Here is a 26,411-nt window from a genome sequence, read left to right on the forward strand (position 1 = left end):
TCTGCCCAGGCTCGAAGTAGCGGTGCCTTCCTGCACGGATACCGATCCGTCGATCTGGAAGGATACCGATGTCGGTCATCATCGGCATTGACCCGCACAAACGCTCGGCCACCATCGAAATCATCGACTCCGACGCGAAGATCCTCGCGACCGGGCGTTACGGCACCGACACCGCCGGATACAGTGAAATGCTCGTCGCCGCACAACGATTCCCGCAACGGGTATGGGCGATCGAGGGTTGCAACGGTGTCGGACGGCATGTGGCGCACCGGCTCGTGGCCGACGGGGAAACCGTCATCGACGTGCCCGCGAAACTGTCGGCGCAGGTGCGGGTGTTCGCCACCGGCAACGGCCGTAAAACCGACCCGGTCGACGCGCATTCGGTCGCGTTGGCGGCGTTGCGGTCGCCGAATCTGCGCCGGGTAGAGGCGGATCCGGAGCTGGTCGCGTTGGGTCTGCTGGTCGATCGTCGTGACGAGCTCGGCCGTGCCCGCACCGAACTGTTGAACCGTATTCACCGGCTGCTGCTGGAACTGGTGCCCGGAGGTGCCAAGAGGTTTCTGTCGGCCATGCAGGCCCGCGCCCTGGCCGAGACCGTTGAACCCGGCGATGCCGCGGCCCGGGTTCGTTTACGGCTGGTGAACGAGCTGATCGACGATCTCGAGGTCGTCGACCGGAAAACAAAAGCTGCGGACAAAGAACTCAAGCAACTGGTTCTCGCACGCGGGTCGACTCTGATGGATCTGAACGGCATCGGACCCTGCGGTGCGGCACGGCTTCTCGCCGACACCGACAACGTCCACCGTTTCGTGTCCCGGGACCGGTTCGCTTCCTGGAACGGCACCGCACCCTTGGATGCCTCCTCCGGCCAGCAGCAACGACACCGGCTCTCCCGAGCCGGCAACCGCAAGATCAACCACGTCCTGCACACCATGGCCGTGGTCCAACTGCGTCACCCGACGGCAGGCAGGGGCTATTATGACAGCAAGAAGGCCGCCGGGAAGACCTCCATGGAGGCGATGCGGGCACTCAAACGGCGTCTGTCCAACGTCGTCTACCAGCGGATGCTCGCCGATCAGCGGCGGCCCGGACCTACCGCCATACAGTCTAACGGCGAACTCCCAACTGCCTCTTGACATAAAGGGGAGCCATGTCAGTTCATGTCGAGATGTCATGCCCCCGAGGCCATGCACTGGCGGATACCCAATGATGGGAAGTTGATCGAGGCCCGGACCCCTAGCCTCGGGACGAGACCGCGCCGGTCCCATCCATCATCGAAATCGAACGTTTCCGCGTTCCTCCAGAGGTTGTTGTATGACTCGCACTACGCCGCCACGTCCGGTCGATCTCGTGGCCGTCTTTCCTGAGCTGGCGCCACTGGCCCGCACCGCGACTCGGTTGCACCCCCGTCCGGGAACACCATCGGCGCACGACAGTTCGATCGGGGGGCCACTGTTGTGGCCGGCGAGCGAGCCATGGCCGTACTGCCACGCTGAGGACCACGATTTGGAACCGGATTCCGACGGTTCGATTGCGATGGTGCCGGTCGCGCAGTTGTACGTCCGTGACGTGCCCGGTTTGTCTCCGCCCGAGGGGGCGGACCTGCTGCAAGTGTTGTGGTGCCCCTTCGAGCACGACGACGATGGTATGCCCAAGACCGCACTGTTCTGGCGGTTGGCAGCGGCGATCACCGACGTTCTGATGGATCCTCCGGAACCCGCGGAGTACGAGGAAGACCTGGTGCCCGATTCGTGCATGATCGATCCGGAACAAGTGATCGAATACCCGCACTCAGGGGAGCTCGAGGGGGAGCTTCGGCAACGAGTGGACCAGTGGACCATGGCCCAGATTCCCGGAGTCGAGTTCGGCGGTCTCGAAGACGACGATCACCCTTACAACTTCTTGTGTATCGCACCCGGATGGAAGATCGGCGGCTTTATCAGATGGGGCATGCAAGATCCCTATCCGAATCCTTGCCCCACCTGCGGCACCCCGACCGAGCCGCTACTGACGATCGCCAGCCGCGAGTGGCGATCCGACATCCACCACTGGATTCCGTATGAGGACCAAGCCGCCAACATCTCATGGGGCGCTTACCAAGGCGGGCCGAGCACGCCGACCCAGATCTGCGTCTCCGACGTCAACGACCAGATCATCCGAATCTGCCCGGTGTCACATGAGCACCCACACATCCAGATGATGCAATAACCAATTACACGCCGAACGTTCACTTCCACGGCTGCGGTGTAACCGTGCTCGGCATTACCGAGCACTATGGTTCAGGATAGTCAGGTAGGTCTGAGCGACCGGAATGGCAGCTGACGTGTGACAGCCGGTGACCTTGTCGGCGCGTTCCGATCCCAGCCGGTGCGGGTGCTGGTCGTGCGCGAACCTCGCCGATCCGGTCTGGCGCTGCTGACCACCGACACCACCACCGCGGCAGCCGAACTCATCGAGCGGTACTCGATGAGGTGGTCCGTGGAGGTCGCATTCTTCGACGCGAAGCATGTCACCGGCGCCGACGAGGCCCGCAACCGCACCCGGCTCGCGGTGGAGCGCACCGTCCCTTTCGGGATGCTCACGCAGACCCTGGTGATCCTCTGGTATCACCTCGCCGGGCATTCACCGGGCGTCGTCGCCGAGCACCGCGGCCGGGCGCGCTGGTACACCACCAAACACCATCCCAGCTATCCCGACATGCTCGCCAAGCTGCGCCGCACGCTGATCGCTGCCCAATATTGTGCCGACCTACCTGGCGACCCCACCCCTGAACAAATTCACACCATTCGCCTGGCCTGGGCAAACACCGGGACCTGATCGCGAAACACGAGGTTGTCAGAGGCCGCGCAGACCTTTGCCGAAGACGACGGTGCCCATGATGAGCAGCACGATGGCCAACACCAGGTGGCTGTTGGCCTGGAGCCGATTGCGCAGGCGTTCGAGCGGGTTGCGTAGCCGGTCGGCGGCGAGGATGTAGCCGAGAATCACGGCTAGCACGCTGGAGGCGGCGAGCAGAGTGAAGACGGCGACGGCGACGATCTGGCCGCCGACGCTGGTGTTGCTGGAGCCGATGATCACGCCTGCCGACAGGCACAGCAGCAGATTCTTCGGGTTCACGGCCGACAACAAGATCCCCAGCCCGGTGGCCCTGGCGACGGTGAGTCGGTCGACCGCGCGCATCCACCCGGGTACCTCGGTGTCGGTGCGCGACCGCCACTGTGCCACGGCCAGCGCCAGGAGCAGTATCCCGAGCACGATCTTGACCCATGCGCCCGCCGTCGAGGGTTGCCGATCAGCCGAACCACCCAGCGACCCGGACAGCAGCGCCACAAGCGTTGTCGCCGCGAGGATGCCCACGACCCAGCCGAGCGCGAACCCGCGACCGGCTCCGCCCGCGTGGGCCGACAGAATCATCAAGATCGCCGCGATGATCGGAATCGGTGAGATCGCGACCCCTACCGCGAGCGGCAACAGATCACCCAGGACAGCGCCCATCTTCCGAACCCTAGAGCAGCCACCGCGCCGTTCAGGGGATGCGGACCTTTGTCGGCGGCCTTCGTAACCACCCTGTGCCCCTGGGCCAGGCTCCGCTGTGGCGATATCACCCCGGAGGGAGGAGGACAGATGACCCGCCTATTTCGACCGCCAGAAGGTCGGTGCCGGTGCTCCCGCCACGCAGTCGGCCCGGTAGTTCCAAGGTCGGGCCGCAGTAGGAAATAACGTAGAAGTTGTATAACGCTGGGGATATAATCGTGTGGAAACAATGGTATATCGACAACATTCCGCTAGCCGAAAAGCGTTATCAACGATGGCTCGACACGAAGGACAGTGAGGACGATGGCACGTAGTTGGAAGGACGTGAAAAATGACGTGCATGCGCAGGGACTCATCGATCCGGCGCATGTCGCCGAGGCAAAGCTAGAGATCGAAGGGGCGCAGCGAGCTTATCGGCTGGCGCAGGTCCGTAAGGCTCAGGCGCGCACACAGAGTGAGATCGCCGAGGCGATGGGTGTTACGCAGGCGCGGGTGTCCAATATCGAGCGGGGCGACATGTCACATACCGAGCTCGGCACACTGGCAGCCTATGTTCGTGCGCTCGGGGGAAAGCTGCGTGTGGTAGCTGAATTCGGTAACGGCGACACTTTGGCTTTGCAATAACTGCGGCCTTGTCCGGTGGTGACCTTACGGCCAGCTTCTGTCGAGTACCCGTTCTGGTCTGAACTCGTGCAGTGCGCTTCCGACACCGGCGATGCCGAGGCATCATTCGTTCGATACCAAGCGGCGTCGCCGAACCGGCACGGCCGCTATCCGGGCGTTTTCGCCCTGGTCAACGGTTTGGCGTGGTCAGGATTCCTCACCGTCGAGCAGGAGGCGTTCCGGCGACGTGAAAATAGTTGGTATCAGGAACATCTCATCGATCCCGGGCAACTCGATCTCTCGCCCTACGACCGAACCCACCACCCTCGGGCAGAAGCATGGTTCAAGTCCTCAGCCACTCGGTTCATCGCCCGTGTGGGCGGCTACCTCGCGATACTGGACGCCCACGGCGTCGCATGGACTCGTCTGGAATCGGATGACCCAGGCCATGTTCTCTACGACGATCCCTACCAGGTCATCGTCACCCCTCGCTGATTCCGCCTCGGACGTATGTGGTTCGCATGGTGGGAAGATCACGAGTGGCACATGGTCGCGGCAAAGCCCGAGAAGCCCCTCCACCGTGCGCCACTCGCGGGACCTCTTCCTGTTGGCGTTGAGCGTTCATGGTCCGTCGTAGAGGCGTTCGTTCGGTAACCGCCGTAGGCCGGTCGTGTCGCCGGGAAGCACCTCGACGGAGTCGACGAACTGTCGTCGGTGCTGCTCCTGGAGGAACCATAGTGCGGATGTGAGGCAGGCGGCGAAGTCCAGGCGGTGACCGTCGATCACCACCGCCAGGCGCACGTCCGGCTGCTCCGGGTGCGGCGACACTTGCTCTCGGGTGTGGTCGAGGGCCGGTTGGTGCTTGCGCCGCACGGAAGAGTCCGCGTGGGCGGCTTGCATGATCACTCGCCGACGATGATCTTCGGAAGTACCGAGGAGCGCGCCCCCTGGACCCTCCGATTTCCTCAGTTTGTACAGCGCCGCTATGTAGGTGGCGCAGGTCATGGGTGGGCAGTCTTGGTGATGGTGGTAGGCCGTGCGCGCGGCCTCGTAGCTTTGCATCGGCCAGTGCGGGTTGTTGTGGTCCAACCACGAAAGCGTCCGGGCGAGGACGTTGGTGTCGTAGCACGGTCCGCTCGGGTCGGCCTCGGCATCGCCGTTGGCTGCCATTGTGTTCGAACACCTCCCGCGAAACGGCGGCACGGAGCCGCGACGGAATTTCGGAGTTATGTGCGTATGGCCGCCACGCTTCAGATGGAGGGCCAGCCGTTACGCCGGAATCAGCTCCGCGCGCACCCACGGATCGCGGCGCGGCTCGGTGAGGTCACACATGTGCTGGATATCGGCGTCGGATGGGAGCGGTCGGCTCGCGGCCAGTTCCAGATAAAGCTTTTCGGCGCAGGTGACGCGGTACTCCAGGATCGCCGTGCTCACGAAGAAGCAGATCGCGAGCCACGAGACGACGCCGAAGGCGATGAGCGCGGGCATCATCGTGTTACCGGCCATAGCGCGGAGCCGTAGCAGTCTGCGACCCCGCGTCGGACCATGCCCGCACGGCATCGACGACAGCAAGGCCGGACGGTAGGAAGGCGTTCCGAGCCGGGACAATCCATTGCCGGATGGAGCCGTTCGGGCTAGGGGAGGGGAGTGCGATAACGGCTCCCTCTCGCGCGATGCTCACGTCCCTGCGGAACATCTCGGCGAACAGTTTGACGTCGTCGTCTTCGATGTCGGGACTGATGAGGAACGTCCAGCGACCCGAACGCTGGTGTCCGACAATAGGTCCGAGCGCGACGCCTCTGCTCTGCATGTGCGCTTTCACCGCTCGGCCCAACCTGCTCGGCATCGTCACCGCCCACACCGATCCGGCGCGCATCACGATCCGGCCGAGTTCCGGTGGGTCGATCACGGCGTTGAAACCGCAACTCCTTCGGTAGAACATGCAGCGGGACACTGGTGTGTCCCCGAACGCTCCTTCATCCATCGGTAGACCTCAACTCACGTAGAAGGCGGGTAGGTGCGCCCGGCCCCGGCCCCCGTGCTGGGCGGTGCACCGGCGTCGGAAGCGTGAGCGGAAGATCGCCGTCGCTTGCTCACGCCGCCGGGCGCACGATCAGGAGACACCCAAAACCCCCTCGCCGCGACGATTTCAACGCAAACGTTCGCAAAAATCTGTTGCCGTTTTAGTTGTTGACGCATCCTTGTTCGAGTTGCAACACACTCCGGAAGGTCGAGATGGCAACAGATTCCACAATCGCCCGGCGTATCCTGGGCATGCAGCTGGAGACGCTGCGCGAGCGCGCTGATATCACAAGAGATGCCGCAGCTACCGCGATCGCCTCCGCCCGATCAACGATCTGGAAGATGGAGACCGGTCAACCGGTGCGCTTCAACCCGGTCCTGATCGAGCGACTGTGTCAGCTCTACAACGCCACCGAGAAGGAGACGCAGGTCGTCCTAGAGCTGGTCAAGGAAACCAAGGGCGCAAAAGGCTGGTGGCAGGCATTTGCCGAGGACACGATCCCGAAAGACTTCAACCTGTTCGTAGGTCTAGAAGATGCCGCCAACCGGATTACGTCGTACCAGAGCACTGTCTTGCCCGGCCTGCTGCAAACCGACGACTACCGGCGAGCGATCATCTGGGCCGAGTACCCGAACATGCCGGTGGAAGACGTTGAGCGGCACTTGGAGGTCGGACGGAAGCGTCGATCGCGGCTCACTGCCAAGAAGAACCCAGTAGCCATGGATGTGTTCGTTGACGAGTCCGCCCTTCGCCGCACTGCGGGAAGCGCCTCGGTCATGACTGCACAGCTTCAGCATCTCGCCGATGTCGGACAGTCGGCGAACATTGCGATACGGGTCGTGCCGACATCGACCGGCATCTACCGCGCGCTCTTGATCGGTTCTTTCGTCCTCCTCGAGTTCCCCCGGCACTCCACCGCAGATCTCACCATGCCCCCGGTGGTCTACCTCCAAGGCTTCATCGGCGACCTGTACCTTGAGAAAACCGACGAGGTGCGGCAGTACCGTCAAGTCACTGCCGAGCTGGACCGCTTGGCACTGGACCGGGCTGCGAGCCGAAATCTCGTCCTCCAGGTTGCGAAGGAGTATGAACGGTGAACGTTGATCTATCCGGCGCGGTGTGGTTCAAGAGCACCCGTAGCGGGACGAAGGATTGTGTCGAGGTCGCCCACCTCGAAGGCGGCATGGTCGGCGTCCGCGACTCGAAGAACCCGACCGGCCCGGCGCTGGTGTTCACCCCCGGCGAATGGGACGCATTCACCGCTGGCGTGAACGACGGCGAGTTCAAGCGCCCCTAGCAGTAAGCAACCACCGCGGCCCGGCCCCTGTCCTCGAATGGACTGGGGCCGGACCGTTTTCGTTGTGATACGCGGCGCTTTATGGCGCGTTTCGCGCTGTTAGGTGGCTGAGGATCTGGAAGGGCATGCGGTCGGTTCAGCCGTGCGTGGCCTGGCGTCGAAGTTTGCGTGCTGGCGACTATGCGAGGCGGACATCCGCAGTGGCGAGGCCGAAGATCTTGCGCCCTGCGGATTTGGCGACGATGACGATGACGGCGGTCCTGGTGTCGGGGTCTAGCGACTTCACGCGCCCGGTGAACTCGACACTTCCGGCGGAGGCGGCTTCCACGATCGTGTAGTTCGAGAGCCGGACCGCGTACCTGGTCATCGCGCCTGGGTCACCGAGCCAGTCGGTAACGAAGCCTGCCCCCAGACCCATCGTGAGCATGCCGTGCGCGATCACGTCCGGAAGGCCCGCTAGCGCCGCGATGTCGTCGTGCCAGTGGATCGGGTTGGCGTCTCCAGCGACGCCGGCGTAGTTCACCAGGTCGCCCCGCGTCAGCCGCGCGATCCGTGCGGGAAGCTCGTCACCGACCGAGATGTCCTCGAAGCGGATGCCGGTGCGCGGAACTCGCGTCCGGACGGTCGTGGATTGGTGTGGGCGGGGCTCCGAAGCCGGATGTGTCACCGTCTGCCTGTCCGCCGCTGCGTGGCCTGCGGTGGCGGTTCGGGAGGGCACATCGATACCGTGCATGACCACGCGCTCGATCGCCCCGCTGATGCCCGCGTCGACGTCCTCGCCGGTGATGCCGACGACGGTCGTGTGCATGACCTGCACAACCCGGCCTGTCTGGTCGGTGAAGGTGTTCTTGACGGTGAGCAGATCCTTGCCCGCTATGCGGCGCACCGAAGCGAGCTCGACATCGCTGATCAGCCGGTCACCGGCCACCACCGGGTGGTGCATCTCGAAGACCTGATCGGTTTGCACGAACACGTCGTAGCCGGTGATGACACTCTCGAAAAGCTTGCGGTTGGCGAGCATCGCGGCGATCGAGATGAATGTGGTCGGCGCGACCAGGCCCGCGTACCCGAGCTCGTCGGCAGCGTCCTCGCTCCAGTGCGCGGGATGGAAGTCCTGCACGGCTCGCGCGTACTCGCGGATCTTCTCCCGACCCACCTCGTAATAGTCATCGACGCGATAGTGATGCCCCACCTGCCCGGCCACATCGAATGTCGCTTCCACCAAGCCGCTCCTCGCTTCAGATTCCTACCAGCCGCCCAATCGGGTAATCGCAGAACCCGACTGCATCGAATGGACACCACTCTTTCACGACGCACGGCTAGGTCCGACAGGGCAAGTCGAGGATGCCGACCGTCGGTACTCCGAAGTGTTTCGTGCGTGACTCCACGTCGCTTCGTGATCAGCAGCGGGTAGTCGCACGTCCTCTACCTGCGTAAACGCCGAAAACCTGGGATCGGTAGGGCGCGAATCGTTCCTACCTTTTTCTCAACGGCCCGACAGGAGGCCGGAGGAACCGAACCAGGGGCGCCGCCCCTCGAACGACAAGGACACAGACCATGAACACCACTTCGCTCCGCATCGCCGCCGCCGCCATCGCCGCTGCCGCCGCAGTCGGCGTGCTCACCGGATGCGGTGACAGCAAGGGCAGCTCGCCCGCCGCGCCCTCCTCGGCGCAGCCTGCGGCCCCGGCGGGCAAGTCGGTCGCTTCGGTCGACGGCAAGGCCTTCGACGCGAAGTTCGACACCACCTGCGCCAAGCAGGGCGGCACCCTGGCGCTCGCGCTGACCGACATCGCGAACTCCGCCTACGGCAACCTCTCGGTGAGCGCGACCATCACCGACGCGAACACCGTGCAGGCGGTCGCGATCGCGGGCAGCAAGGGCGGCGACAACGGTCTGCCCTACGCGGTCGGCTTCGGCAACGGCATGCCGGGCGGCTCCGCCAAGGTCGTCAAGGACGGCAACACCTTCAAGGTCACCGGCGAGGGCGTGGGCGCCCCCGACTTGACCAACCCACTGGCCGGGCCGAAGACGTCGAAGTTCGACATCACCTTCGCCTGCTCGTCCATCGTCGGCGCCTGATCGCCGCATGCCCTCCGATCCGCCCCCGTCATCCTGGCGACCTACCGGGATGACGGGGCGCGGTGAAATCTCGACTCTCACAAAGGAAGCGCCATGAAGAAGATCCGTTCGACCGCCCTCGCCCTCGGCGCCGCCGCGATCGGCTACTACGTCTACCACGCCGTCACCTACGTCCCCACCAGCGAATGGGAGCCCGCCGGAATGGGTTGGCTCGGCGTCGAAATGGCGCTGCCGATCATCGCGCTCACCCTGATCCCCATCGTGTTCGCGTTCACCGGCGAAGGCATCCTGAGCGCGCTGACCGGACGCAACAGCGCGGAGTTCCGCGACGGGCTCACCGGCCTCGGCACCGTCCGATCGGTGCGGCAGACCGGCGTGACCGTCAACGACCAGCCGCAGGTCCACGTCGAGTTCAGCGTGGAAGGCTCGGACGGCAAGATCTTCCATTCCTCCGCGAAGATGATCGTGCCGCTCACCGAACTGGCCCTGCTGCGCGCCGGGGTGGTGCTGCCCGTGCGTTACCTGCCCGGCCGGACCGACAAGGTCGAGGTCGACCTGTCCGGCGACGCGGCCGCCGCGCAGCACGCGATGAACGAGTCCCTGATCCGCAAGGGCATGACCACGCGGCACAAGCTCGACATCGCCGAGCGCGGCATCGCCACCCAGGCGGTGGTGCAGTCGCTGTCGGTCACCGGCAATATCCGCGATGGTCACTCCGAGGTCGAACTCGGACTGGTCGTCACCCGGCCCGATGGCTCGAGCTTCGCGACCCGGGTGACGAAGTTCCTCGCACCGGCCAGCGTCGGCCACGTGCAGGTGGGCCGGGTACTGCGGGCGCACTACCTTCCCGAGAACGAAAGCGAGGTCGTCATCGCCCTTCCGGTGAACGCCTGATGGGTGAGCCGGGCGAAGCCGCCTTTCGACACCGATGCCGCGTCGATTCGAGATCATCGAATCGGCGCGGCACTCGTTTGTTCCCAGCTCTGGCGGCCCGGCAATTTGAGGGTTACCTAATTGGGCGGTTGTTCACTTTGCCGTCCCTTCCGGATTGTCCGGATGGTTTACCGTGCGGCCATCGGCCAAACCCAGGAGTCACCGTGAGTCTTCAGCCACTCGCCCTTTTCGTGAAGCACGACGGACAGTCGTCGCGCGCTGCCGTGACATGTGAGTACAAGTGCGCGAACGCGTGCTTCCACGAGGCGCCGAACACCTCCTCGGGCGCCTACTTCGGTGACATCGTCAGCTCCATGAACCGGCGCGGACTGATCAAGGGCGGTGCGGCCGCCGTGCTCGCGGTGGGTGCGGGCAGCGTCCTCGCGGCCTGCGGCGACGACAGCGAGCCGACCACAGTGGGCTCCACCTCGCCCGCGGGCCCGCCCGGAACCGGCACCGACTTCGCCGCCGTCGCGCCGAACAAGGAAGACGCCGTGGTGATCCCGGACGGCTACGAGCAGTCCGTCGTGATCCGCTGGGGCGACCCGCTGTTCCCGGACGCGCCCGCCTTCGACTTCGACAAGCAGACCGCCGCCGCGCAGGCCGAGCAGTTCGGCTACAACAACGACTTCGCCGCCCTGCTGCCGATCGAGGGCCAAGCCAACAGCTACCTACTGGTGGTCAATCACGAGTACACCACCAGCCCGCACATGTTCCGCGGCTACAACAAGGACGCGCCGACCGACGAGCAGATCGCGGTCACCATGGCCGCGCACGGCTTGACCGTAGTCGAGGTGAAAGGCGAAGCCGGTTCCGGCAAGCTCGTTCCCGCTTTCGGCAAGTACAACCGCAGGATCACCGCGAGCACCGAGTTCAAGCTCACCGGTCCGGCCGCGGGCAGCGACTTCGTGAAGACTTCGGCCGATCCGACCGGCACCAAGGTGCTCGGCACCTTCGCCAACTGTTCGGGCGGCCTGACGCCGTGGGGCACCGTGCTGTCCGGCGAGGAGAACTTCCACGGCTACTTCGCCAACGCGGACAAGGTGACCGAGTCGGCCGCCGCTGCGCGGCTGAAGCGCTACGGTTTCGCCGCGGGCAAGACCACCAACCTGTGGGAGCGCGCGGACAAGCGTTTCGATCTGGCGCAGGAACCCAACGAGGCCAACCGATTCGGGTACGTCATCGAGGTGGACCCGTGGGATCCGAACTCGACGCCGATCAAGCACACCGCGATGGGCCGGGTGAAGCACGAGGCCGCCACCATCTACGTCACCAAGAACGGCGACGTCGTCTCCTACACCGGTGACGACGAGAAGTTCGACTACATGTACAAGTTCGTGTCCTCGCGCAAGATCCAGCCGGGCACCGGCGCGGCGAGCATGCGGCAGAATCTGACCATCCTGGACGCGGGCACGCTGTATGTCGCCAAGCTCGCGGGCGATCACGCGGACAAGATCGACGGCACCGGCGCCAATCCGTCCGACAAGGGCTTCACCGGCACCGGCCAGTGGATCCCGCTGCTGGAGACCGGCGCGGACGGCAAGGGCAAGTCGCTGGTCGAGGGCATGAGCGCGGAAGAGGTGGCGGTCTTCACCCGCCTGGCCGCCGACAAGGTGGGCGCGACCAAGATGGACCGCCCGGAGGACTTCGAGGCCAACCCCTACACCGGCAAGGTGTATGTGGCGCTGACCAACAACGACAACCGCGGCGCGGACGGCAAGCAGGGTCCGGACGAGGCGAACCCGCGCAAGCTGAACAAGAACGGCCAGATCCTGGAGATCGACGACAACCACACCGGCACGACGTTCACCTGGTCGCTGCTGCTGGTCTGCGGCGATCCCGCGGCGGCCGACACCTACTTCGCCGGGTACGACAAGTCCAAGGTCAGCCCGATCTCCTGCCCGGACAACCTGGCCTTCGACCCGTACGGCAACTTGTGGATCGCCACCGACGGCAACGCGTTGAAGTCGAACGACGGATTGTTCTCCGTGGTGCTCGACGGCCCGAATCGCGGCCGGACCAAGCAATTCCTCACCGTCCCGCGCGGTGCGGAGACCTGCGGTCCGGTGGTCAGCGAGGCGCGGGTCATGGTGTGTGTGCAGCATCCCGGCGAGGCCGACGACGCCACTCCGGAGAACCCGTTGTCGCACTGGCCCGACGGTGGTACGGCCCAGCCCCGCCCCTCGGTGGTGGCGGTCTGGAAGAAGGCCGGCGGCCGCATCGGGGTCTGATACCACAGCCGCGGCACCCCCGGCCCCCTGCAACCACGGCCACCCTCCGCGGCTTTCCCGCGAGTGGAGCCGCTACTCGACTGGGCGGGTAGCGGCTCCGCTCCTACCCGCTGCCGGTGCCGCTCATGTTGGCGTAACCGGCGAAACTGCCCTGGGCGCCGCTGTAGACGTTGAGGTCGACGCGGCCCGCGATGCCCGGAATGGTGCCGCTGTCGGTGGTCTGCCAGAACGTCCAGGTGGACCAGCCGCCGGGGACCTCGGGTTGGGGGTTGCCCCGGTAGTCGGCGATCCACAGCGGGTACTCGGCGAACTCGTCGGTGTCGGCCATCGCGGTACGCCAGAAGTTGGGGTAGGTGTAGACGATCGGGACGCGGCCGGTGAGCATTTCCACGGTGTTCAGATAGCGGCGGGTCCAGTCGATCAACGCCGCGGGGCCGAGACCGCCGGTGTTCTCCAGATCCAGCACCGGCGGCAGATCGAGCGGCCCGTTCTGTCCCAGCGCCACCGCCGCGTAGAGCGCGGCCTGCGGTTCGGGGGGCAGGTTGGGCCGGGCGTAGTGGTAGGTGCCCCGAGCCATTCCGGCCGCGCGCATCAGCAGGCTGTCGGGCACGAAGTACGGGTTGACGTAGCTGAGCCCCTCGGTGGCCTTGACCATGGCGAAGTCGTGGCCGGAGCGTTTGACCGCGAACCAGTCGATCACGGTCGCGTCGGTGTGCTGCCACGAGGAGACGTCCGGACCGGTCGGCGCGGCGGTCGCGGGTAGCGTGGCGACGAGAATGCCGGACAGCGTGATCAGTGACAGCGCCGCGCCGCGGCGAGTGGTCGACCTCCAGATGTCCATGCCGCAGGACGATAGCCATTCGCTCTGGCCGTTACCAGTGTGACCACTGGGGTGTCAGAACTGTTCTGAGCTTTCACCCCATCCAATCCAGTACAGACGCCGCCGTCCACGACTGCTGCATGCTGCCGAGCGGTTCGCCGGTGAACGGCTCGTAGTACTCGGCGAAGCTGCCGTCGCTGGCCTGGCGCAAGCCCTCGGCGCGCAGCATGAACGACCGCTCGGCCCAGCCGCGCCGAGCGAAGACCCAGGAGAACAGCCAGCTCATCACCGGCCACACCGGCCCGCGCCAATACTCGCGGGAACGGAAGTCCTTGGACACCGGCGAGGTCGATGGCGGCAGCGCGTAACGCAGATCCGGATGGCCGCAGAAGCGCGGGCCCTCGAACAGGCGCAGCAGAGCACGCTCGGTGTCGCGGGGGAGGCCGCCGCACAGCAGCGGCGCGAACATCGAGAGCGTCTCGGTGTTGATCCACCGCTGCAACCGCACGTCGAAATCGCGGGCCGCGCCGGTGCGGGCGTCGGCCGTCGCGACGACGCCCGCGCGGAACCGGTCGGCCCACGCGTAGAGATCGCGCACGTCGGCGTGGGGTTGCTTGTACTCCTCGCCGATATTGGCCAGCACCTCGCAGGCCAGCGCGAAGATTCCGGTGACGAACACGTCCTCGACGGCGAAGCTCATGGTCGAGGCGAGCTGATAGTCGTCATAACCCGCTCGGCGCATCTGCTCGACCAGCCACAGATAGCGGTCGTACTCGCGGTCGGTGGGGCGCTGGGTCGGATCGGAGACCACCAGCACGTCCTCACGGCGATAGGGCGGCAGATCGCCGGGGACCACGTGCTCGTAGGCGCGATCCCAGCGCGGCGAGTTGTCCATCCCGGACTCCCAGCCGTGATACAGCGTGATGCGGCCGGTCTCCTTGGGGTCGCGGGCATGCGCCAGCCAGCGGTGCCAGCGCACCAGATCCGGCCAGCGCCGGTTGAGGAACTCCTCGGCCACGGACCTGGTGCTGCGGCCGTGCCTACGGGAATGATCCAGGATCCGCTGCACCGCGATGGCGTGCACGGGCGGCTGGGTGATCCCCGAGGTGTCCGGGCCGTCGGGCGCGTTGGCCGCCAGCTTGCGGCACTCCCAGCGGGCCGGGCCGGGGAAGTAACCGTCCACGCCGTTTGCGAAGACGATGTGCGGGATCATGCCGTTCTTCCACTGCGCGGACAGCAGGGTGTCCAGCTCGACCACGGCCCGCTCCACGCTCAGCGGCGCGAGCCCGACCGCGACGAACGCCGCGTCCCAGCTCCACATGTGCGGGTACAACCGGGGCGCCGCGCTGGTCATCGTGCCCAGGTCGTTGCCGCGCAGCAGGTAGGCAGCGCGGGCCGCGAGCTGAGTGGGGGTGAAGCCCGGATGTGCCATCCCCCTATTCTGCGATGTCACCCGCAGATATGCCCGCTCAGCGGTGTTCGTTTCGTCTCCATCAGATCGGCCTGTGGCCGCTTCGTGTTCGGCGGTTCTCACTTTCGCATGCCCCGTCCGTGATTCGCTGCTCGAGATTCTCGCCCCGAACCAGCCTGCATCGCTAGTCGTTCGTCCAGTGCTACGGGTTTTTACGCCTTCTTCACCCAGCCGGTTACGGTGGGGCCCATGACTTCCGCCGCGACCACGAAACGGACCGCGTTGATCACCGGCGCCAGTCGCGGCCTCGGCGCCGCGATCGCCAGGGAGCTCGCGCCGACCCACGACCTGCTGCTCGGCGCCCGGTCGGCGGAATCGCTGCGCGGCATCCTGACGGAGTTGCCCGACGCGCGGGGCTGGCCGGTCGAGTTGACCGACTACGCCGCCGTCGCCGCGGCGGTCGAGCCGATCCGGAGCCTGAACGTGCTGGTGCACAACGCGGGCATCGCCGATCTCGGCACGATCGCGGAATCCACCGTCGAACAGTGGCGAAACACGTTGGAAGCCAACGTTATCGCGGTCGCCGAACTCACCCGGCTGCTGCTGCCCGCGCTGCGGGCGGGCCAGGGTCACGTGGTGCTGATCAACTCGGGCGCGGGGCTGCGCGCCAATGCGGGCTGGGCCTCCTACGCGGCGAGCAAATTCGGCCTGCGCGCCTTCGGCGACGCGCTGCGCCAGGAGGAGCCGGAGCTGCGGGTGACCTCGATCCATCCGGGCCGAATCGACACCGATATGCAGCGGGCGATCATCGCGGGCGAGGGGCGCGAGTACCGGGCCGAGGACTTCCTCGCCCCCGAGACCGTGGCGTACACGGTGCGTTCCGCCATCGACACCCCGCGCGACGCGCACCCCACCGAGGTCGTGCTCCGGCCGTACTGATCCCGGAGTCACCCGGCGGCGCTCTTTCGGCCGAAGCGCTCGCTCGGCTGTCGGCGCGCACATCGCCGATGGCGTGTTCCGTCGGTACTGATCCCGTACGGGTCCGACGGCGCTGTCTCGGCCCACGCGTTCCCCTCGCGACTGTCGCACGCACGTCGCCGATCGGCTTGTCGCCCGTGCGATCGACCTGCTGATCGACGGGGAGACGGGTGGCCACCGACCTGATGACGCGCTGTAGCTCACCGCCGTGCTCTCGTCCCTGTGATTTGCTCAACAGACCACGCGGGTTCAGGTTCCCGTCAAGTTCGCTCGTTAGCGTCCGGCCCCATCCCCGAGGGTTCGTCGCGGGGAGGTTCGAGCGAGCAAGAGGGATCAGGTTGTGGACAGACGTCGCATGCTGGCGTTGCTGACAGCGGGCGCGGCGGTCGCGCTGACCGGATGCGCGGTGGCCGAGGGCGACCCGATCGACAGCGGTTCCGCGGGCGGCGTGCCCCGGCCGCCCGCACCGCCGTTGTTGCCGCCTCCGCCCGGCGGACCGAAGACGCCGATCCCGGCGGGCACGATCACCGCGCTGCCGGGGCCGGGCAGCAGCATGGCGCTCACCGTGGACGACGGAGCCAGTCCCGAGGTCGTCGGCGCCTACATCCGATTCGCCAAGGACACCGGCGCGCGGTTCACCTTCTTCGTGACCGCCTACTACGACTCGTGGGCGATCCACCGGGACGCCTTGCGGCCCTTGGTCGAATCCGGGCAGATCCAGCTCGGCAACCACACCTGGGATCACCCGGATCTGACCAAGCTGTCCGCGTCGGCCGTTGCCGGGCAGCTGGAGCGGGCGAAGACCTACCTGCGCCAGAACTTCGGGGTGGACGGCACCCCGTACTTCCGCCCGCCGTTCGGCAGGCACAACGCCACGGTCGACCGGGTGGCCGCCGACCTCGGCTACACCGTGCCCACCATGTGGTACGGCTCACTGTCCGATTCCGGTGTGATCACCGAGGAGTATCTGATCGAATGCGCGCGGCGGTATTTCCAGTCGCAGACGATCGTCATCGGGCACGCCAACGCACCCGCCGTCACCCACTGCTACGGACAGCTGGTCGACATCATCAAGGAGCGCAACCTGTCCATGGTCACGCTCGACGACGTGCTGCTCCCGCCGCGCTGACCCGCCGTCAGGCGACGATGTTCACCAGGCGCCCCGGCACCACGATCAGCTTGCGCGGCGCCTTCCCGTTGAGCAGCGCGTCGATCTTCTCGTCGGCCAGCGCCGCCGCCTCGATCGCCGCGTTGTCCGCGTCGGCCGCCACCTGAATCCGGCTGCGCACCTTGCCGTTCACCTGGATCGGGTACTCCACCGACTCCTCGACCAGCAGCGCCGGATCGGCGACCGGGAACGGGCCGTGCGCCAGCGAGGCGGTGTGACCCAGGCGGTCCCACAGCTCCTCGGCGATGTGCGGGGCCAGCGGCGCCAGCATCAGCACCAGCGGCTCCACCACCGAGCGCGGCGCGCCGTCCGGGTAGCTCTTGGTCAGGTGGTTGGTCAGCTCGATCAGCTTGGCGCCCGCCGTGTTGTCGCGCAGCGCGGCGAAATCCTCGTCCACGCCCGCGATCGTCTTGTGCAGCAGGCGCAACGTCTCCTCGCTCGCGGCGGCGTCGGTGACCCGCACCGCGCCGGTCTCCTCGTTCACCACCAGACGCCAGGCGCGCTGCAGGAACCGGTGCGCGCCGACGACGTCCTTGGTCGCCCACGGGCGCGAGGTGTCCAGCGGACCCATCGCCATCTCGTAGAAGCGGAAGGTGTCCGCGCCGTACAGATCGCACATCTCGTCCGGGGAGATGGCGTTCTTCAGTGACTTGCCGATCTTGCCGTACTCCTGGCGCACCTCGATCTCGGCGCCGGTGGGGTCGGTCCAGAAGAACTTGCCGTCGCGCTCGACCACCTCGGCGGCGGGCACGTACGCGCCGCGCTCGTCGGTGTAGGCGTGCGCCTGGATGTAGCCCTGGTTGAACAGCCGCCGGTACGGCTCGCTCGCGGACACGTCACCCAGATCGAACAGCACCTTCTGCCAGAAGCGGGCGTACAGCAGGTGCAGAACCGCGTGCTCGACGCCGCCGACGTACAGGTCGACGCCGCCCGGGTCGTTCGGCCCGCCGACGTCGGCGCGCGGGCCCAGCCAGTACGCCTCGTTCTCCTTGGCGCAGAACGTCTCGGTGTTCGTCGGGTCGGCGTAGCGGATCTCGTACCAGGAACTGCCCGCCCACTGCGGCATGACATTGGTGTCGCGGCGGTAGCGCTTCAGCCCGTCGCCGAGATCCAGTTCGACTTCCACCCAGTCGGTGGCCTTGGCCAGCGGCGGGGAGGGTTCGGAGTTCGCGTCGTCCGGATCGAAGGTCACCGGGGCGAAATCGTCCAGCTCCGGCAGCACCACCGGCAGCATGGATTCCGGCAGCGCGTGGGGTGCGCCCTGCTCGTCGTACACGATCGGGAACGGCTCGCCCCAATAGCGCTGGCGCGCGAACAACCAGTCGCGCAGCTTGTATTGGATGGTGCCCTTGCCGTGTCCGTCGGCCTCGAGCCGGGCGATCATCGCCGCTTTGGCCTCCTCGACGGACAGGCCGTCGAGGTAATCGGAGTTCACCAGCGCGCCTTCGCCCGCGTGGGCGCCCTGCTCCAGGTCGCCGCCGCTGATCACCTCGATGATCGGCAGCCCGAGGACGGACGCGAATTCCCAGTCGCGGTGGTCGTGCCCGGGAACGGCCATGATGGCGCCGGTGCCGTAGCCGCTGAGCACGTAGTCGGCGATGAAGATCGGCACGGCCGCGCCGTTGGCCGGGTTGATCGCGTGATTGCCAAGGAAGACGCCGGTCTTCTCCTTGTTCTCCTGACGCTCCAAATCCGACTTGGCCGCGATCGACTTGCGGTAGGCCGCCACGGCTTCGGCCGGTGTGGCGGCGCCCTCGTTGGTCCACCTGGGGTCGGTGCCCGCAGGCCACGCGGCGGCGGTCAGCTTGTCGACCAGCTCGTGTTCCGGCGCGAGCACCACATAGGTGGCGCCGAACAAGGTGTCGGGGCGGGTGGTGAAGACCTCGATCTGCTCGCCGTCGGCGTCGAACTTCACCTGCGCGCCCCGGGATCGTCCGATCCAGTTGCGCTGCATGGCCTTGACGTTCTCCGGCCAGTCCAGCCGGTCCAGGTCGTCGACCAGGCGATCGGAATAGGCGGTGATGCGCATCATCCACTGCCGCAAGTGCTTACGGAACACCGGGAAGTTGCCGCGCTCGCTGCGACCGTCGGCGGTGACCTCCTCGTTCGCCAGCACGGTACCCAGGCCAGGGCACCAGTTGACCATCGAATCGGTCTGGTACACCAGGCGATACGAATCCAGCAGCGCGCCGCGCTCGGCGGGCGGCATCGTGTCCCAGGACTTGCCCTCCGGCACGGCCCGTGCGCCGGACGCGAACTCGGCCGCCAGCTCGGCGATCGGGCGGGCCCGGTTCAGCTCCGTGTCGTACCAAGCGTTGTAGATCCGCAGGAAGATCCACTGTGTCCAGCGGTAGTACTCCGGATCGGTGGTCGCGAACGAGCGACGCCGGTCGTGGCCGAGCCCGAGGCGGTCCAGCTGACGCTGCATGGTGGCGATGTTCGACTCGGTGGTGTCGCGCGGGTGCGCGCCGGTCTGTACCGCGTACTGCTCGGCGGGCAGGCCGAACGCGTCGTAGCCGAGGGCGTGCAGCACGTTGCGCCCGTGCATGCGGTGGTAGCGGGCGAAGACGTCCGTGGCGATGTAGCCGAGCGGATGCCCGACGTGCAGGCCCGCGCCCGACGGGTACGGGAACATGTCCTGGATGAACAGCTTGTCGGCCGGTGTCGGACCGGCCAGCGGTCCCACCGGGTTCGGCGCGTGGAAGGTTCCGCGCTCGTCCCACGTCCGCTGCCACCGGCTCTCGATGCGGCCGGCAAGCTCCGCGTTGTACCGGTGCTCAGGTACATCGCTTTCGGTTGCACGTGTGTCTTGCACGGTCCTGCCTTCTTGTGGTCGCCGATCCCCGACAAACTTCGTCTATCAGGGTAGAACGTCGCATCGGCAGGACCGAAAATCGGGCTGGCCTGCGGTTGCGGCCGGGTTCGCCGGACGAGGCGCCCGTCGGCGGGCGCGGGGCAACGATGCGCTAGCCTGCATGGGTGTTCGTCGTCGCTCTCGTCCTGTTCGTGCTGGCTGTCGTGGCCGTCACAACCGGAGCACTCGGGCTGACCGGCCGGTTGCCCCGGAATCGTTTCTTCGGTGTCCACACCGAGGCCGCGCTGTCCACGGACGAGACGTTCCGCGTCGCCAACCGGGTCGCCGCTCCCACCTCGATCGCGGCCGGGGCGCTGCTGTTCGCCGGTGGTCTCGTCGGGCTGGTCGCGGGCGGCTTCGTCGCGCTGGCCGTCGCGGCCTGCGCTGCCGTCGTCGCCCTGTTCACCCTCGGCGCCGGTGCGAACGCCGCCGCGCAGGCGGCCGAAGCCATCGCCCCGCCGCCGCAGACCGGTGGTTGCGGCAACTCCTGTGGCGCCTGCTCGCTCCGCGACGCCTGCCAGCCCGCGAGCTGAGGCCGCTCACCCCGCGTCGGCGCACTCCGGCGGCGGGACGCTGCGCGACAACGGACTGTCGACCGGCGTGAAGTAGAGCACACACAGCAATACCGGCACCGTTCCGAGATTGCGCGCCACGTGCGGGTAGCGCGGCCCGCTCGGTTCCCGGAAGATCCGCGGGCGCCGGTAGGTGACCGGCGCGCAGTCCGCACCGGGATGATCCAGCGTCCCCCGCGCGACCAGCACGAACAATGTCCCGTCGTGGTAGTGCCACCCGCTGCTGCCACCCGGCTCGATGAGCGTCTGGCGCAGCACGACCGCCCACCGTCCCAGAGCGAACCGGAACAGGACCCTACTGGCCGTCCCATGAGCGGGCGCCGCGTTCACCTCGAAATCGGACCACACGCTTCGATCGAACCATCCCCTCCTCCGCGGAGTTCCGATAGCACTCGCGCGGGCACCGGTGCGCAGACGCGCAGTGCCGCGAAAAAGCACGGTCAGTGCGATCCGTGCGGTTGCTCGGCCGCCCTGAGGCGTTGTCAGCAGTGGGCACAACCGCGTGCCGTCACCGGCCTATGGTGAGGGCTCCGCAGGTGCTGCCGGCATCACCGAAGGGATCCCGTAAGCATGAGTGAATCGCAGCAGTGGCTGTACACGTCATCGGGCGAACACCAAGTTGTCGTTCTGAAGAAGACTCCAGTCGTGTCCTACCCCTTCGGGTCGGCGCAGCCGGAATCGTCATCCAGCGACAGCGGTGCTACGGGCATCTCGGCCGCCACCGGTCGTGCCACGGTGGAAGACCCGAGGGTCATGCATACCCGGCCGAGCCTGGCGGCGGCGGTGGATGCCGCCGCTGAAGAGCGGAACGACACGCGGGGCGCACGCGCGGCCGCCGCCGACTCGCAGTCGACGCCCGTCGGTCCCGGGTACACCGAGGATCTCCACCCCGCACCATCCGCGGCGGCCGCGACCACGAACAATCCCGAATGCGCCGTTGAACCCATGCCGCAGGCGCACGCCCTCGCGCAGGTGCGCAAGCACATACTCACCCGCGATTCCGGCACCGATAGCACCTCACCGGGACGGCTGGCGGCCGAGCGCTTCAGCGTCGGCTGGATGGTGTACACGCCCGCAATCGGGGGCCGGCGCACCAACGCGATCTACTACGTCGCCGACGACGGCGAACTCGAGGAGACCTCACCCGAGGCTGATCCCTCCACCTACCTCGAATCCGTCGAACGGCGGTTTTGGCAACGCCAGGCCCTGTTCGGATGAATCGTCCGTCCCCCCGAACTACGACGACTGATACAGCAGCGCCGCACACGGGCCGACGGCAGCGGTGAACTCAAACAAACCTTTCGCGAAGGGTGCCCTCTGCGGTGAGGGCCTGGAGTACCGCGTCGTCGGACGCCGGGTCGCCGACGGCGATGCGTGCGCTGCCGTCGGCGTAGGACTTCGCGGCTATGCCCGCGCGCCGCAGCGCCGTGTTCGCACCAGGACCGGGTACGTACAGGAAGTTCGCGTGGCTTTCCGGTATCGCGAATCCATGAGCCAGTAGTGCGCTGCGGAGTGCGTCGCGCCTTTCGGCGATGCGCAGGGTGCGCGCGGCGAGTTCGGGTGCGGCGGCGTACGAGGCGGCGACCGCGGCCACCGCCGCCGCGCTCATCCCGAAGGGCAATTGCAGTGTGCCGATTCGCGCGATCAACTCGGCCCGGCCGAAGGCGTAGCCGATACGCAGCCCGGCCAAGCCGTACGCTTTCGAAAAGGTACGTAGCACAACAAGGTTGGGATGCTTCGCGATCAGCGCCCGTGGGTCGACGTATGCGGTGGCGCCGAGGAATTCGACGTACGCCTCGTCCAGAACGACCGGGACCCGGCTGGGAACGTCGGACAGGAATGCCTTCAGCTCGTCGGCCGGGATGACCGTTCCGGTGGGATTGTGCGGACGGCACACCACGATCAGCGCGGTGCGACGGTCGACTGCCCGCCGCATCGCCCGCAGATCCTGGTTCCCCGCCGAATCCAGCGGCACCGGCACCGCGGTGACGCCGGCCATCTCGGCCATGATCGGATACCCGTCGAACGTCGGTGCGCTGTAGACGATCTCGTCTCCCGGCGTGGTCAGGGTCTGCAAGATCTGCAGTGCCACGCCGGTCGCCCCCGACCCGACCACCACTTGGTCCGCCCCTACACCGAGGTGCTGGGCGATCAGCGTCGGCAGGCGGCGCGGCAGGAACTCCGGGTATCGATTGGCCTGAGCCAGTGTCATGTGCACGGCTCGCAACACCGAAGGCAGCGGCGGGAACGGATTCTCGCTCAGAGCGAGGTCGAAGCGGGGTGGCACCCGGTGCGTCCGGTACCGGTGCGACGGCCGGGTGCCGTCGACGACGCGCACGCTCATCGCGCGGCTCCCCAGCGGACGGCGGCCGCGCCCGCGAAGTCGCCCGCGTGCGCGAACGCCGACATCAGGACCAGCGATCCGTTGGGCAGCCGTCCCGCCCGGTTCTCCACGTCCAGGGTCACCGGGATGCCAGCGGCGAACAGGTTTCCGCAGGAATCGAAGGTGTCGGGGTGACGGTGCGGCGGGAGCTCCAGCGCGTCGTGCCAGTTGCGCAGGAACAGCCGGTTCGGCTGGTTGGTGACGAACGTGTCGACGTCGCGTCCCCGCACGCCGATCCGGTCGCACACCGCCAGGGCGACTTCCGGAACGAGCCGATTGCCCCTGGCGAACACCTTGGTGATCTTGGACTCGGTGAAGCTGACGCAGCCCTGGCCCTCGCCCGGCTCCCAGTACTTGCGCTCGCCGTTGGTGGAGAAGTCCATGTCGCCGGCGAATTCGGGATAGGTCCGGCATTCGATGTCGAGAATCGGCGCGCTGTCGTCCTTGCGGAGCAGTCCGACACCGCAGCCGTCACCGGGCACCGGAGCCTGCGCCAGCTTGCGGATATCGGTCTGGGTGAACACCGGTCCCGCGCAGTTCTGGGTGGCCGCGATCAGCGCGGTGCGGGCGGGCGTGGTCTGCAGGATCATCCGGGCCATCGCCATCATGTGCACGAACGCCGCACACCCGCCGTTGTGCACGTCGTAGACGTACGAGGGACGGATGCCGAGCCGTCGCGCCACCTCGGGCCCGGAGCCGAGCACCGGATTGTCCGGCAGTTGGGTGTGCGTGATCAAGACGTCGACCTCGGCGATCGCGTCGGCGCCGTTGCGTTCGATCAGCGGTGCGACGGCGCGCTCGACCATGTCCACCGCGGTCTCGTCGCGCGCGACGTGGTGGCGGCCCTTGGGCGAGCGGAACATGACGTTCTTCGCCATCCGGTCCGAGCGCGAGAACTGGGTGAAGTACTCGGTGCCGACCGGCTCGCCCGGTAGGTACGAGGCCACGTCGACGAGACTGACCTCAGGGAGATGTTGTTGCGTGGTGGTCACTCGAGCCTCACTTCATCCAGTCGGGCTTGATCGGCAGGCCGTGCGCGGCCCGGTACTCGCAGATGGCTTTGAGGTTGTCCATCTCCAGCTGATGCCCCGCCGAGAACATCTCCCAGAAGTCGCCGACCCACACCGGCCGGTTCGGGGGAGCGGACTCCGGGTACGGGTTGTCGTCGTAGAAGGGGTGCTTGCAGTTGACCCACAACACCACCGAACCCGGCTTGTGGAACACCAATTGCGCGTCGACCACGCGCAGCAGGTAGATCATCCACAGGTGTTGTCCCTGGTCCCAGGCACAGTGGTAGTCGACGGTCATGGCGTCGGGGTTGGCGACGGTGCGGGTGAAGATCTCGGTCTCCGAGCCCAGCCGGTCATAGGCCAGCCAGAGTCCGGGTTCGTCGGTCTCCACGAACCCGCGCAGGCTGTAGGTCCACTCCTCCAGCGACCTGGTGTCGGCGAGGTATTCGTAGACCTCGCGCGGCGGCGCGTCGATGTACGCCTGCACCGGACAGTATTCGCCGAAGATCTGCTCGTGCGGATACACCGACCGCAGCATGTCCATGATGATCGGCGTGGTCGCGTCTTTGTCGGAGTTCTCGATGCGGAGCACGCCGGGCACGGCCTGTTCCGGGATATCGCTGAGGGCGGGGAGGGAACTGGTGGTCACGGTGATACTCCTTCGGGTAGGCGTCGGCGGGCGCCGCCGCGTGGGGTTCATCGAAGATCGCGGGATTGCTCCACGGCGTTAATGAAGGGCAGGAACGGAGGAATCTCGTCGGGATCGCATTCGATCGAAAGGAACGACGGTCCTTCGGTTTCCAGGCAGCGACGCAGTGTGGCGGCGAGCTCGCCGACGGTGCGCACCGAGAACGCGGGCAGACCGGGGAACATCGCGGCGATGCCCGCGCCGAGGTCGGCCGGGCGGAATCGGTTGAAGCTGTACCGGTCCTGGTAATACAGCTGCTCCCTGGTCACGCACATGGCGTGCGCGTTGTTGTTCAACACGACGAAGGTGACCGGAAGGGCGTGCTCGATCGCGGTGTGCAACTCCATGCCGTGCATGTAGAACGAGCCGTCACCCGCGATGACCACCGTCCGCCGGACACCGTCGGTCCGCGCATGCCGCGCGAACGCGGACCCGATGCCCGCCCCGAAGGCGTAACCCATTCCGCCCATCCCGAGGGCGACCACGAACCGCCCGTCCCGCGGCACCCTGAGGTGGTGCACGACCGACGCGCCGGTGTTGCCCGCGTCGGCGAACACGTCGGTGCCCTCCGGCAATGCGGCATCGATCGCCTCGACCACATCCCGGTACCGCAGACCGGGGCCCGAGGAGTCGGGCACCCGCAGCGAAGTCAGCGGTTGCGTCGCGTGCACGCGTTCGGATCCGGTACTGCCGTCGTCCAATTCGTCGGCGAGCTCGGCGAGTGTTCGCGACAGATCGGTACTGGTCGCATGGATGGCGGGCAGATACGGTGGCGCCACGCCGATGCTCGCGACCGTTCGCTCGGCGAGCGCGGCCTCCGAGCCGGCGCGGGTGGTGACCGGCAATCGGGTGCCGACCAGCAAGCACAGGGCCGAGGACCGGATGGCCGCCGCCAGTTCCGGGTGCCCCATGGTGCCCGCGACGCCGCAGAAGGCGGGATCGGCGTTGTCGTAGACGTCCTTCGCGTCCGGCGCGACGCCCACCGCGGCATCCAAGGCGGTGGCGAGGCGGGCAAGCTCGTCGCGCGCGTCGTCGCGCGCGACCTGATCGCCCGCGATGATCACGATCTTCCCGGTGTGCCGGGCCGTGGCGAGCGCGGCGCGAACACGAGCGAGTCCGGCCCGGTCGGACCGATGTGTCCTGGCGGCGGGACAGAGCGGCGCGATAGGGCCCGCGTCGGCCTGCTGCACGTCTTTGGGCAGCAGCAGCACCGCCGGGCCGCCCCGGCGGGCGGCCTGCACCGCTCTATCCAGCCGATCCGCCAGGTCGGCAGCGGTTTCCACCCGTGCGCAATAGGTGCTGACCGCGCCGAACAGACGGACCGCATCGATGGCGCCCGCGCGTCCGCTGGTGTCCTGGAAGGCGCCGTTGCCCTCCAGCGCGGTCGGGGGCTGCCCGACCAGGGCGAGTACCGGTACCCGCGACGCGAACGATTCGGCGAGCCCGGCGACGAGATTCATCGCGCCGCCGCCGGAGGTCGCCGCGACCACGCCCAATCCGTTTGTGCCACGGGCATATCCGTCGGCCATGGTCGCCGCGGAGAACTCGTGTTTCGCGACCACGCCGGTGACGTGGTCCGGCGCATCGAAGATCGCGTCGTACAGGTCCTCGATATTGGCGCCGTCCACTCCGAAGATGTGGCGCACGCCCAACGCCGAAACCGCTTGCACCAGATGGTCCACGACTCGAGTCCGCATCCGCACTCCCTTCCGCTGACGAAATTTCGACTGCGTACACGAGTGATACGGACCTGGTCGCCGAACGGTTCAACGGCGGAGCAGAAGATGTGCCGACCAACCTTGCGTGTACGTATACATCTACGTA

27 protein-coding genes are annotated in these 26,411 nt (G+C 66.8%); 14 read left to right on the top strand and 13 right to left on the bottom strand.

The window, feature by feature from the left end:
• The first annotated feature begins 68 nt into the window (after positions 1–68).
• From ACWESM_RS11185 to ACWESM_RS11195, 3 genes are all read left to right on the top strand, one after another.
• Positions 69–1,136 carry an IS110 family transposase gene (locus ACWESM_RS11185; RefSeq protein WP_452491551.1) on the top strand — a complete coding sequence of 356 codons (1,068 nt, stop codon included), beginning with the start codon at positions 69–71 and terminating at the stop codon, positions 1,134–1,136.
• 370 nt (positions 1,137–1,506) lie between these two features.
• Positions 1,507–2,208, top strand: a complete 702-nt coding sequence (locus ACWESM_RS11190) for a hypothetical protein (RefSeq protein WP_364424797.1) — start codon at positions 1,507–1,509, stop codon at positions 2,206–2,208.
• 117 nt (positions 2,209–2,325) lie between these two features.
• On the top strand, positions 2,326–2,817 hold the full coding sequence (locus ACWESM_RS11195; protein ID WP_364424796.1) for a hypothetical protein: 492 nt from the start codon (positions 2,326–2,328) through the stop codon (positions 2,815–2,817).
• 18 nt (positions 2,818–2,835) lie between these two features.
• Here ACWESM_RS11195 and ACWESM_RS11200 read toward each other — a convergent pair whose 3' ends face one another.
• Positions 2,836–3,495: a GAP family protein gene (locus tag ACWESM_RS11200; protein WP_364424795.1), complete on the bottom strand. Its 660-nt coding sequence runs from the start codon at positions 3,493–3,495 to the stop codon at positions 2,836–2,838.
• Positions 3,496–3,837: 342 nt separating this feature from the next.
• Between ACWESM_RS11200 and ACWESM_RS11205 the strand changes: the two genes are divergently transcribed.
• Both ACWESM_RS11205 and ACWESM_RS11210 read left to right on the top strand, forming a co-directional pair.
• Positions 3,838–4,158: a helix-turn-helix domain-containing protein gene (locus ACWESM_RS11205; protein ID WP_364424794.1), complete on the top strand. Its 321-nt coding sequence runs from the start codon at positions 3,838–3,840 to the stop codon at positions 4,156–4,158.
• A 15-nt stretch (positions 4,159–4,173) separates the two neighbouring features.
• Entirely contained in the window at positions 4,174–4,632 is a 459-nt protein-coding gene (locus tag ACWESM_RS11210) for a hypothetical protein (RefSeq protein WP_364424793.1), read from the top strand.
• Positions 4,633–4,758: 126 nt separating this feature from the next.
• Here the strand turns inward: ACWESM_RS11210 and ACWESM_RS11215 are convergent, their stop codons facing one another.
• The 3 genes from ACWESM_RS11215 to ACWESM_RS11225 all read right to left on the bottom strand — a co-directional run bounded on the left by ACWESM_RS11215 (position 4,759) and on the right by ACWESM_RS11225 (position 6,079).
• Positions 4,759–5,307, bottom strand: a complete 549-nt coding sequence (locus tag ACWESM_RS11215) for a hypothetical protein (protein WP_397276177.1) — start codon at positions 5,305–5,307, stop codon at positions 4,759–4,761.
• Positions 5,308–5,406: 99 nt separating this feature from the next.
• Positions 5,407–5,643, bottom strand: coding sequence for a hypothetical protein (locus ACWESM_RS11220; RefSeq protein WP_397276179.1), 237 nt, complete (start codon positions 5,641–5,643; stop codon positions 5,407–5,409).
• Entirely contained in the window at positions 5,633–6,079 is a 447-nt protein-coding gene (locus ACWESM_RS11225; protein ID WP_452491554.1) for a DNA-directed RNA polymerase subunit beta, read from the bottom strand. Before ACWESM_RS11225 ends, ACWESM_RS11220 begins: the two co-directional genes overlap by 11 nt.
• Positions 6,080–6,372: 293 nt before the next feature.
• Between ACWESM_RS11225 and ACWESM_RS11230 the strand changes: the two genes are divergently transcribed.
• Both ACWESM_RS11230 and ACWESM_RS11235 read left to right on the top strand, forming a co-directional pair.
• A complete protein-coding gene (locus tag ACWESM_RS11230; RefSeq protein WP_452491555.1) occupies positions 6,373–7,257 on the top strand; it encodes a helix-turn-helix domain-containing protein in 885 nt (294 codons plus the stop codon).
• The gene (locus ACWESM_RS11235; protein ID WP_280412159.1) at positions 7,254–7,457 is read left to right on the top strand and encodes a DUF397 domain-containing protein; all 204 of its coding nucleotides are present in this window, start codon (positions 7,254–7,256) and stop codon (positions 7,455–7,457) included. The genes ACWESM_RS11230 and ACWESM_RS11235 overlap by 4 nt, the downstream gene beginning before the upstream one ends.
• A 178-nt stretch (positions 7,458–7,635) precedes the next feature.
• Here the strand turns inward: ACWESM_RS11235 and ACWESM_RS11240 are convergent, their stop codons facing one another.
• A complete protein-coding gene (locus tag ACWESM_RS11240; protein ID WP_452491556.1) occupies positions 7,636–8,682 on the bottom strand; it encodes a fused (3R)-hydroxyacyl-ACP dehydratase subunits HadA/HadB in 1,047 nt (348 codons plus the stop codon).
• Positions 8,683–9,014: 332 nt separating this feature from the next.
• Here ACWESM_RS11240 and ACWESM_RS11245 point away from each other — a divergent pair, with 332 nt between their 5' ends.
• From ACWESM_RS11245 to ACWESM_RS11255, 3 genes are all read left to right on the top strand, one after another.
• Positions 9,015–9,539, top strand: coding sequence for a lipoprotein LpqH (locus tag ACWESM_RS11245; RefSeq protein ID WP_397075207.1), 525 nt, complete (start codon positions 9,015–9,017; stop codon positions 9,537–9,539).
• Between the two features lie 93 nt (positions 9,540–9,632).
• Entirely contained in the window at positions 9,633–10,433 is an 801-nt protein-coding gene (locus tag ACWESM_RS11250) for a hypothetical protein (RefSeq protein WP_452491557.1), read from the top strand.
• 203 nt (positions 10,434–10,636) lie between these two features.
• Positions 10,637–12,703 carry a PhoX family protein gene (locus ACWESM_RS11255; RefSeq protein WP_452491558.1) on the top strand — a complete coding sequence of 689 codons (2,067 nt, stop codon included), beginning with the start codon at positions 10,637–10,639 and terminating at the stop codon, positions 12,701–12,703.
• Positions 12,704–12,806: 103 nt separating this feature from the next.
• Here ACWESM_RS11255 and ACWESM_RS11260 read toward each other — a convergent pair whose 3' ends face one another.
• Positions 12,807–13,544, bottom strand: a complete 738-nt coding sequence (locus ACWESM_RS11260; protein ID WP_452491560.1) for a glycoside hydrolase family 25 protein — start codon at positions 13,542–13,544, stop codon at positions 12,807–12,809.
• A gap of 73 nt (positions 13,545–13,617) precedes the next feature.
• Positions 13,618–14,955, bottom strand: coding sequence for a glucosylglycerate hydrolase (gene ggh / locus ACWESM_RS11265; protein ID WP_355071273.1), 1,338 nt, complete (start codon positions 14,953–14,955; stop codon positions 13,618–13,620).
• A gap of 228 nt (positions 14,956–15,183) precedes the next feature.
• Here ggh and ACWESM_RS11270 point away from each other — a divergent pair, with 228 nt between their 5' ends.
• Positions 15,184–15,873: an SDR family oxidoreductase gene (locus tag ACWESM_RS11270; RefSeq protein ID WP_452491562.1), complete on the top strand. Its 690-nt coding sequence runs from the start codon at positions 15,184–15,186 to the stop codon at positions 15,871–15,873.
• A gap of 394 nt (positions 15,874–16,267) precedes the next feature.
• A complete protein-coding gene (locus ACWESM_RS11275; RefSeq protein WP_452491785.1) occupies positions 16,268–17,041 on the top strand; it encodes a polysaccharide deacetylase family protein in 774 nt (257 codons plus the stop codon).
• Positions 17,042–17,048: 7 nt separating this feature from the next.
• Here the strand turns inward: ACWESM_RS11275 and leuS are convergent, their stop codons facing one another.
• On the bottom strand, positions 17,049–19,895 hold the full coding sequence (gene leuS / locus ACWESM_RS11280) for a leucine--tRNA ligase (RefSeq protein ID WP_364424782.1): 2,847 nt from the start codon (positions 19,893–19,895) through the stop codon (positions 17,049–17,051).
• A 164-nt stretch (positions 19,896–20,059) separates the two neighbouring features.
• Here leuS and ACWESM_RS11285 point away from each other — a divergent pair, with 164 nt between their 5' ends.
• Positions 20,060–20,467, top strand: coding sequence for an SdpI family protein (locus ACWESM_RS11285; protein WP_379249384.1), 408 nt, complete (start codon positions 20,060–20,062; stop codon positions 20,465–20,467).
• Between the two features lie 6 nt (positions 20,468–20,473).
• On the opposite strand, the gene ACWESM_RS11290 is transcribed toward ACWESM_RS11285, so the two are convergent.
• Positions 20,474–20,854 (bottom strand): cupin domain-containing protein, encoded by a 381-nt coding sequence (locus ACWESM_RS11290; RefSeq protein ID WP_355071280.1) that lies wholly within the window; start codon positions 20,852–20,854, stop codon positions 20,474–20,476.
• Between the two features lie 222 nt (positions 20,855–21,076).
• On the opposite strand from ACWESM_RS11290, the gene ACWESM_RS11295 reads away from it, so the two are divergent.
• On the top strand, positions 21,077–21,724 hold the full coding sequence (locus ACWESM_RS11295) for a hypothetical protein (protein ID WP_452491564.1): 648 nt from the start codon (positions 21,077–21,079) through the stop codon (positions 21,722–21,724).
• 70 nt (positions 21,725–21,794) lie between these two features.
• Here the strand turns inward: ACWESM_RS11295 and ACWESM_RS11300 are convergent, their stop codons facing one another.
• The 4 genes from ACWESM_RS11300 to ACWESM_RS11315 are packed head-to-tail and all read right to left on the bottom strand — an operon-like array spanning position 21,795 to position 26,284.
• Positions 21,795–22,850: an aminotransferase class I/II-fold pyridoxal phosphate-dependent enzyme gene (locus ACWESM_RS11300; protein ID WP_452491566.1), complete on the bottom strand. Its 1,056-nt coding sequence runs from the start codon at positions 22,848–22,850 to the stop codon at positions 21,795–21,797.
• Positions 22,847–23,881: a 3-oxoacyl-ACP synthase III family protein gene (locus ACWESM_RS11305; RefSeq protein WP_452491568.1), complete on the bottom strand. Its 1,035-nt coding sequence runs from the start codon at positions 23,879–23,881 to the stop codon at positions 22,847–22,849. The genes ACWESM_RS11300 and ACWESM_RS11305 overlap by 4 nt, the downstream gene beginning before the upstream one ends.
• Before the next feature lie 7 nt (positions 23,882–23,888).
• On the bottom strand, positions 23,889–24,548 hold the full coding sequence (locus tag ACWESM_RS11310; RefSeq protein ID WP_355071286.1) for an SRPBCC family protein: 660 nt from the start codon (positions 24,546–24,548) through the stop codon (positions 23,889–23,891).
• 47 nt (positions 24,549–24,595) lie between these two features.
• Positions 24,596–26,284 carry a thiamine pyrophosphate-binding protein gene (locus ACWESM_RS11315; protein WP_452491571.1) on the bottom strand — a complete coding sequence of 563 codons (1,689 nt, stop codon included), beginning with the start codon at positions 26,282–26,284 and terminating at the stop codon, positions 24,596–24,598.
• Between the last annotated feature and the right edge of the window lie 127 nt (positions 26,285–26,411).

This window comes from Nocardia sp. NPDC003999 (assembly GCF_053604885.1).